This is a genomic window from Aureimonas sp. AU4 (assembly GCF_001463765.1).
Lineage (GTDB): Bacteria > Pseudomonadota > Alphaproteobacteria > Rhizobiales > Rhizobiaceae > Aureimonas.
Map to the genome: position 1 here is coordinate 1 of NZ_BBWK01000098.1, position 7,835 is coordinate 7,835.

The window sequence follows — 7,835 nt, forward strand, 5'->3', positions numbered from 1 at the left end:
CAGCCATCCGTGGCTGAAATTCAGGGGGTCACGTCAGAACGACAGGCGATTTTCGCTACGGCGTTTTGGACATGTCAACGCCTGGATCTTTGCACAGGCGGGCCGCGACGACGTGAAGGTGACCAATACCACTAAGCCGCTCACGGTGAATGGCACGATGAACCCGACTCGTTTCTCAATCGACACAGGCGTGCGCATCCACATTGACGCCAAGAGCGAGACTATCATCGGCCATGACGTCCTTGCGCCGCTAATTGCGACGATGATCACGACCGGTTCGGTTTGCAACCAGGACCCGACCGTTCCCAACCTGATTGGCGCGACAGTCAGCCAGCTTGCCGGTAACCCAGGCCCCAAGGCCGCTATCGCGTCGGGCGGCGTCGCCACTGACGCCAAGCTGACGCGCGTCACGGGCGTCGTCGCGTCAGGCGTTGCAAGCGATGATTGGCACGGCTTAGATCACACAACAGAGCCTAGGGATCATTCCGGACGGCACCTCGATGGCGAACAACGTTTGCGAATTCAATATCACCGATACTAACGTGGTAGAGCTGACGGTCACGGCCGAGTTGATCCGCGCCTACCTTTAGGCCGAGGTAACCGGCGACGCAGAGGAGGTCGCTATGGTCTGGCTGACGATGCACCCTGCCGATACGACCGCCAGCGCCCGACGCGCTTGAGCTCATGCCGGTTGGCACCCGTACGGCACCGGAGGCTACGGCACGACGAAGAGCGCGGCAGGCGGGCGCAAACAGTCGCTGATCACACCACCGATCCTATAGCCCGCCACCACCTTCGACAAGCTGCTCCGCAGTTCGCAGGTCTACGCGATCGGCTTACGGACGTCGCCATATAAGTTGTATTGGGCGCGCCCAATTAGACGCAAGTTCTCAGACCCCCGTCCTAGCTGGAACGTGCCGGTCGTAGCCTGACGACACCCAACCTCGAACACTCCTTGCCCAGCTATCGCTCCGGGTTTTGCTTTGCCTGTAATGAGCTTACGGTGACGTGACCTCCGTTTTTCATTCAGCAGGAACGAGAGTGCTGTCGTGATCTGACGTGCCCCGGTTTTTGGATCGCCCGGTTGGAGGATTTCCGGAGATGATTGCTCAGGCGGGCGGTCTGCCGTTCGAGCGTTTCATCAGCTCGATCGGGGTCTTGTGGCCGATCGCGCTGTGAGGGCGGACTTCGTTGTAGTCTCTACGCCAAGCCTCCATCTTAGCCCGCGCGTCGTCAAGGCTCATGAACCCGTGGGTGTTCAGGCACTCGGCTCGGAACTTGCCGTTGAAGCTCTCGATGAAGGCGTTGTTGGTTGGCTTGCCAGGCCGTGAGAAGTCGAGCACGGCATCCTTCTGGTAGGCCCAAAGGTCGAGGTCTCGCGAGATGAACTCCGATCCCTGGTCGACCCGGATGGCCTTGGGGTAGCCAACCTCGCCACAGATGCGCTCCAGCGCCCGGACCACGTCTTCGCCTTGGTAGCTGAACCGCGGGTCGATCGCCGGCGAGAAGCGCGAGAACGTGTCGACGACCGTCAGGATGCGCAGCTTTCGGCCTGTTGCGAGTTGGTCGTGGACGAAGTCCATGGCCCATGTCTGGTTCACATAGGTCGCCACCGTCCGGTCGTCCCGCAGCTTGGCCTTCACGCGCCGCTTGGGCACCTTATTCCCGAGCTGCAGGTCCATCTCCTTGTAAAGACGGTAGATCCGCTTTGGGTTCACAGCCCAGCCTTCCCGTCGTAGGAGCACGTGGACACGACGATATCCGTATCGCACCCGTGTCCGCGTGATCTCCTGGATCCGGGTCTTCAGATCGGCCTGATCGCCGCGCCGGAACTTGTAGGTGTAGAGCGAGCGTCCGACCCTTGGAACCGAGCAGGCCCGTTTGATCGACACCTTCCAGGATGCCCGGACCTCATCCACCAACTGGCGGCGGCGAGCAGGCCTCAGAGCTTTTTTGACAGAACGTCCTGCAGCATAGCCTTGTCCAAGGTCAGGGCCGCGATGAGCCGCTTCACCGTAGCATTCTCCTTGTCGATCTGGCGCAGCTTCCTCACCTCGGACGGCATCACCCCGCCATACCGCTTGCGCCAGTTGTAGAACATCGCTTCCGAGATCCCGGCCTTCCGGCAAACCTCGGCGACAGCCGTTCCCTCGTCGGCCTGCTTCAGGACGAACGCGATCTGCGCCTCGATGAACTTCGACTTCTTCATGGAACTCTCCTCGTCCCGGCTCTTGGATCGTAAGTGGAGAATTCCAGCTCAAAACAGTCCGTTTTTACGGCGGCACGTCAGCGAGTTTATAACCTTGTTAGTCACAATGCCACTAGGTCAGCTGCGTACACTCGTCATTAGAAGGAGGTCGGAATAACAGAAAGCAGGCCTACGATCGTTGGATGGGACATTCCGATGAAAAATGACGTGCTTCCAGCGCGATTGCATGCCGACAAGGGAAGGATCGCCCAGCGACAAACGCCAGTTGGGTTGAGACCCGCGTTAGGCCTTATTTATGGCCTAATGCTGTCCAGCATTCTTTGGCTTCTCATACTTGTCGCTTGGCTGCAGTTCTGAGGCAGCAGGCGGCGCTTCAGGCGGTAGGATCGCCGCTGACCTTCCGATGCGGCTCTCCATCCATGCCGGTCGAACGACCACTTGGAGCAACCGGTACTGCCATGCGCCCTTGCGATTTCGCCGCCGTAGAACCCACCGCAGCCAAACAATCCGATATGCCTTGGCGCTATACCAAACGGGCAGTGCTACTGGATGCCATGCGAACCACCTTGCCCAAGGGTTCGGGCTGTAGTTCAACTTAACGGTAGGGCGCATTGATATAAGGCCAGAGTGTTGCGATGTAGTGAATCGATCTTTTGTCTGAACGTACTCCGAGCTGCAAACACAGCAAGGAGTTTTTTATCAACTAGTTAAGGCCCGACGCCCAAGGCGCCTTTTACAGCGCGCCAATTTCTTTGTCCGAAATGTTCTGCTCCTATTACTCTCGTCGCCAACTAGCGCCGGATGCTTACGCACGCCTGCCCTGTCCGGTTCATCGTCCTCACCTTCGCGCAGATCGCGGTCGACGTCATGCTATCAGCGTTCGAGGAGACGCTTGGCCTACCGCCGCGGACCTTCATCGTCCTGTCGGGTCTGTGTTCAACGGCCGCCTTCGTCGCTCGCCTCATCGTCCAGCCGGCCGTGTCGGAGGGCAAGGCATCAGCGCCCCGACCAAGACGTTGCGCGTCGGCGGCTCCCGCCTGAAGAAGGGCAGCACTATCCTCGCCCTTGTCATCGGCCCCATCGGCGCATGGGGAGGGATGCGAACCGTCGCCTATTGCGACGGAGTCGGCATCTCCACCGTCTGCTTCGGATAGACGCAGGGCGTGAAGATGGGCGACCGATACACGATAGACGAATGCCGCGCGATGCTGGCGGGGCCTGTGCACTAGTTCGACACCGGTATGCGCGCCTACCTGCGAGCGCCCGACGCCATTCCCGATAAGCCATATGCCGCGATGTTGTCGGCCACCTACAACATCGGCACCTGTGACTTCTTTGGATCCACGATGGCTGGACGGCTGAACGCTGGCGACATTCGCGGCGTCTGCGATGCTCTGTTGGCTTGGAACAATGCTTGCGGCTAGGTCGTGAAGGACCTGACGAACCGCCGACAGAATGAACGCCATTGTGCCTGGAAGGGTTGGGCTGACGGGCGCGCTCGACGCGATCGGAGCGGCCGTCGTTCTCGTCATGGGCCTCACGATTGGCTGAGCCGTCCATGAAGGCTACAGCGCAGCCTTCACCATCCCGGCCGCTCGCGAAGAAGGTGCGCAGACCGAACGTTGCATCTGGGAGCAGAAGACCCGAGAGGCTGGAGCCACAACCGACCTCGACCCGCGCGTTACCTAAACCCGTATCGACACAATCAAGCGCGATTATCACGAGCGCGATTCCCCGCCTTCCTGAACCACCGCACTCAGTAGGATATCGCTGCGGCGATCATCGTGTTGGCGAGGGTGCCGGTCCTCTACTGGGGGATCGTCGACCGTTGCTCGGTAGCCTCGGACATGTCCGAGGTGCTGACGCGCGAAGTGCGGCAGGGCGACTTCCTGCAGATCGACTACGACGTGACATTGTCGTTGCGCTGCGGGATCGTTGCCTTCCGCTACATCATCGACGAGATGGATGTCGAATGGACGATCTCTGCCCAGCAGCGCGTCGTCGAAGGCGAACAGCAGAAGTTCACGATCCGCATCCCCGTGCCCATGGTGGCCGCGCCGCGCAGGGCGCTCTACCGCGGGACGCTGCGCTACGTCTGCAATCTATAGCAGCGGTTCTTCCCGCTGAAGCAGGATCTGCGTGAACGGCAGGTCAAAATCGTGGAGAACGAGAACCGGGCGTGGAAGCGCAGGCAGGTCACCTACGAGGGACTGCCCATCATGCGGCGGTTGGCGGGGCTGGGGCGGTAGAAGTTAACGTTGAAACTAGGGTCAGGACTCGTTGATCAGAGCCAGAAGATGACGGCGGCCGCGATGCAGATGGCTGAGAAGAAGGTGTGGGCGCATCGGTCGTAGCGGGTGGCGATGCGTCGCCAGTCCTTGAGGCGGCCGAACATGATCTCGATCCTGTGGCGCTGCCTGTAGAGTACGGGATCGTTGGGGAGCGGGTTCTTGCGCTTGGCCCGTGACGGAATGCAGGCGGCGATGCCGCGCTCGGCGAGCGCGTGGCGCAGCCAGTCGGCATCATAGCCCTTGTCGGCCAGCATTTCCCTGGCGGGCGGCAAGTGCGCCAGCATCAGGCGGGCGCCACGATAGTCGCTGGTCTGGCCCTCGGTGAGCGTCATGACGAGGGGGCGCCCCTGTCCGTCGCAGACGGCGTGCAGCTTGGAGTTCAGGCCGCTCTTGGTGCGTCCGATACGTCGGGGAACATCCCCCCTTTGAGCAGGCTCGCCGCCGTGCGGTGCGCCTTCAGATGCGTGGCATCGATCATGATGCGCTCCGGTCTTGATCCTTCACCCGCAAGCGCGGCGAAGATGCGGTTGAAGACGCCAAGCCGCGACCAGCGGATGAAGCGGTTGTACAAGGTCTTGTGCGGCCCGTAGTCCGCCGGCGCGTCCTTCCACTGCAAGCCGTTGCGGACCACGTAGACGATGCCACTCACCACACGCCGGTCGTCGACGCGCGGCACCCCGTGGGACAGTGGGAAGTGCGGCGATATCCGCCCCATCTGGCGCTCGCTTAACAGAAACAGCTTGGCCATCGGAAATTCCTCCAATTCCTAACTGAATCACGCCTCAAAACAAATTAATAGGTCCTGAGCCTATGGGAACTCGGCGACCACACCGACTACGCACGCGCAGATGAAGAAGGCGATCGCCGCCTCTTGCCGTTCCTTAAGTAGGGAGCCCGCCGGACATATTGCCGGGATTGGCAGATTTCATCCGGTATTGGGTCTTTTGGATGGAGACGATCAGGCGCGATATGTTCTGGCTGTCGGACGAGGCATGGGCGGTGTTGGAGCCGCACCTGCTAATGAACCAACCCGGCAAGCCGCGGGTCGATGACCGGCGGGTGATCTCGGGCATCCTCCATATTTTGAAGACCGGCGGTCGCTGGCGGGATGTGCCGCCTGAGTACGGACCGGCCAGGACGATTTATAACCGCGACACTCGATGGGCACGGCGTGGCGTCTGGCAGCGGATCTTGGCCAAGGTCGCCGCCGCAGGCGCTGTCCCTCACGAGCTTTGCCCCAACAGCACTCATGTCAAAACACACCGCTCGGCTTCGGGCGAAAAAGGGGCAGTTCAGCCAAGCGGTCGGCATCTCGCGCGGCGGCCGAACGACGAAAATCTATTGTCTGGCCGATGCTCGTGGCCGGATCGTCGCCCTGGCCCTAACGCCCGGCAACATCGCCGACATCACCATGGCGCTTGCGCTTCTAGAGGCCATGAGATTGACGAAACGCCTGATAGCAGACAAAGCCTATGATGCCGACAAGCTGCGGACTTGGCTTATCCATCATCAGATCGAGCCGGTCATTCCGGGCCGGGCCGCCCGTGATATCGTCTGCCCGTCGGACCGCAAGGCCTATCGCCGACGAAACGTCATCGAGCGCATGTTCGGCAGGCTCAAGAATTGGAAGCGCATCGCGACCCGATACGATCGCCTCGCCATCAACTATCTCGCCGCCAGTGCTCTAATCGCAACGGTCACTTAATGGCTTTGGTGAGTCACCTACCTAATGGCGCAGATCTACGCGCCAGCCCCAAACGCGAGACCGAGGAAGGTAAAGGCGCCGGCCTTGGCATCGTCCTAGCTAGATGATGCTCCGGCATAGCATGCGAGAGCCGGCCTTGGTTCAAGCCGGGCGGGCCCTTTTCGCGGTCTGAAGCGGCGACCGCCCGTGTCATGCGATGGCCGATCCGATCCGACCATCAGTGAAACGGGCCTTTGATATTACTCGGCGAGCTGGAGCCCTCCAATATGAATACAAGGGTTCGATTCCCTCTAGCCGCTCTAGACCGCTCCTGAGCCCAGGAGATGCTTCGCCGCGTTCGTAATGAACGCCGTTTAATTTTCCGAGCTGTCGGTTCGGGAATCCACGTTCTCCGACCTTTCTGTTTCTTTCAGCATTTTCCATCGCAGCTGCCGGACCATGGCGCGAGCGATTGTCGTCGAATCCACCGAGCGGAAATGCGGACGTGTGCTATTTCAGGCCTCGTCAATTCCTGGGTGTGTCGACTGCGGAGGGCAACCGTCGATGGGTCTGAAGGTCATAGGTGCCGTCGTCGTGGGGGCCCTCATCATCATCGGCGTTCAGGCGATCTATCGGTGGGCGAAGGAGAAGAACGTTGATCGGTAGGATCTCGATGGGGATTGGCGCGGCGTTCGTCGTGCTCGCGGCGTTTGGCTCCTTCTACACGGTCGACGAGGGCGAAAGAGCTGTCGTTCTCTACAACGGGCGTGTCAGCGGCGTCTCCGAACCCGGTCTGCATTTCAAGACGCCGCTTCTGGGGGACACCGTCACGATTTCAATCCGACAGGAGAAATATCGTTTCGAGAACGTCTCCGCCTATTCACAGGACCAGCAGATCGGCACCCTTGTCCTGTCGGTCAACGTGCAGCCGGTGCCGGACGAAGTCGCGCGTATCTACAGCGAGTTCGGATCGGTCCAGGCCATGGTGAGCCGCGTTCTGGCTCCGCACGTCAACGAAGAGGTCAAGACCATCTTCGGCGGATACACGGCCGCCAGCGCCATCCGGGACCGTGGGAAGCTCAACGCGGACAACGAGGCGGCGATACGCAACAACATCCAGGGCGCGCCCTTCCAGATCGTCTCGTTCCAGCTCGAGAACATCGACTGGTCCGACAGCTACGAGCAGGCCGTCGAGGCACGCGCCACCGCGGAAGCCGGTGTCGCAACCCAGCGCCAGACGCTGGAGCGCGAGAAGGTACAGGCCGAGATCGCCGTCACGCAGGCCAAGGCGCGCGCGGATTCGTCGGTCGCCGAGGCGAAAGCTCGCGCGGAGGCGACGCGACTGGCGGGCGAAGCCGAGGCGTCCGCCATCCGGGCGCGCGCCGCCGCCCTTGCGGACAATCCCAACCTGATCGAACTGACGAAGGCCGAGCGCTGGAACGGCGTTCTGCCGACGACCATGGTGCCGGGAACAACAGCGCCGTTTCTCAATCTGCGGTGATCGGTTCGAAGCGGGTCCCGAATCGTCCTCTGGTCCTCGTACGGGCGAGATTAAGGGGCGCCTCCGGTCATCGAGAGGGCTCCGCCTTGTGTTTGTGTTGCCCAATCGTTATGTCGCGGCCCTGTTCAGCCTAGCTCCCAAGGAAACGAC

General features: G+C 61.0%; 7 protein-coding genes. 5 read left to right on the forward strand and 2 right to left on the reverse strand.

Translation table 11 applies throughout. The annotated features are described in order from the left end of the window. On the forward strand, nucleotides 1-541 hold a 541-nt coding region (locus AUL35_RS22700), incomplete at its 5' end, for a hypothetical protein (protein ID WP_192847140.1). Between the two features lie 568 nt (nucleotides 542-1,109). Here the strand turns inward: AUL35_RS22700 and AUL35_RS20925 are convergent. Continuing rightward, a protein-coding gene (locus AUL35_RS20925) for an IS3 family transposase (protein ID WP_374754520.1) occupies nucleotides 1,110-2,209 on the reverse strand; the annotation gives its coding sequence in 2 pieces (ribosomal slippage) (nucleotides 1,110-1,957 and nucleotides 1,957-2,209; 1,101 coding nt in all). Nucleotides 2,210-3,450: 1,241 nt separating this feature from the next. Here AUL35_RS20925 and AUL35_RS21830 point away from each other — a divergent pair. Both AUL35_RS21830 and AUL35_RS20940 read left to right on the forward strand, forming a co-directional pair. Beyond that, a complete protein-coding gene (locus AUL35_RS21830) occupies nucleotides 3,451-3,633 on the forward strand; it encodes a glycoside hydrolase family protein (protein WP_082666509.1) in 183 nt (60 codons plus the stop codon). A gap of 423 nt (nucleotides 3,634-4,056) precedes the next feature. Then, a complete protein-coding gene (locus AUL35_RS20940) occupies nucleotides 4,057-4,317 on the forward strand; it encodes a hypothetical protein (protein WP_156418138.1) in 261 nt (86 codons plus the stop codon). A 176-nt stretch (nucleotides 4,318-4,493) separates the two neighbouring features. Here AUL35_RS20940 and AUL35_RS21835 read toward each other — a convergent pair. Continuing rightward, a protein-coding gene (locus tag AUL35_RS21835; protein ID WP_374754521.1) for an IS5 family transposase occupies nucleotides 4,494-5,248 on the reverse strand; the annotation gives its coding sequence in 2 pieces (ribosomal slippage) (nucleotides 4,494-4,913 and nucleotides 4,916-5,248; 753 coding nt in all). A 200-nt stretch (nucleotides 5,249-5,448) separates the two neighbouring features. Between AUL35_RS21835 and AUL35_RS21840 the strand changes: the two genes are divergently transcribed. Together AUL35_RS21840 and AUL35_RS20960 are read left to right on the forward strand one after the other, a co-directional pair. Beyond that, nucleotides 5,449-6,205 (forward strand): IS5 family transposase gene (locus AUL35_RS21840; protein WP_156418140.1). Its coding sequence is split into 2 segments (ribosomal slippage): nucleotides 5,449-5,780 and nucleotides 5,779-6,205, totalling 759 coding nucleotides; the frame shifts between segments, so codons are not numbered across the junction. Nucleotides 6,206-6,839: 634 nt separating this feature from the next. Further along, nucleotides 6,840-7,685 carry a prohibitin family protein gene (locus AUL35_RS20960; RefSeq protein WP_244493867.1) on the forward strand — a complete coding sequence of 282 codons (846 nt, stop codon included), beginning with the start codon at nucleotides 6,840-6,842 and terminating at the stop codon, nucleotides 7,683-7,685. Nucleotides 7,686-7,835 lie beyond the last annotated feature (150 nt).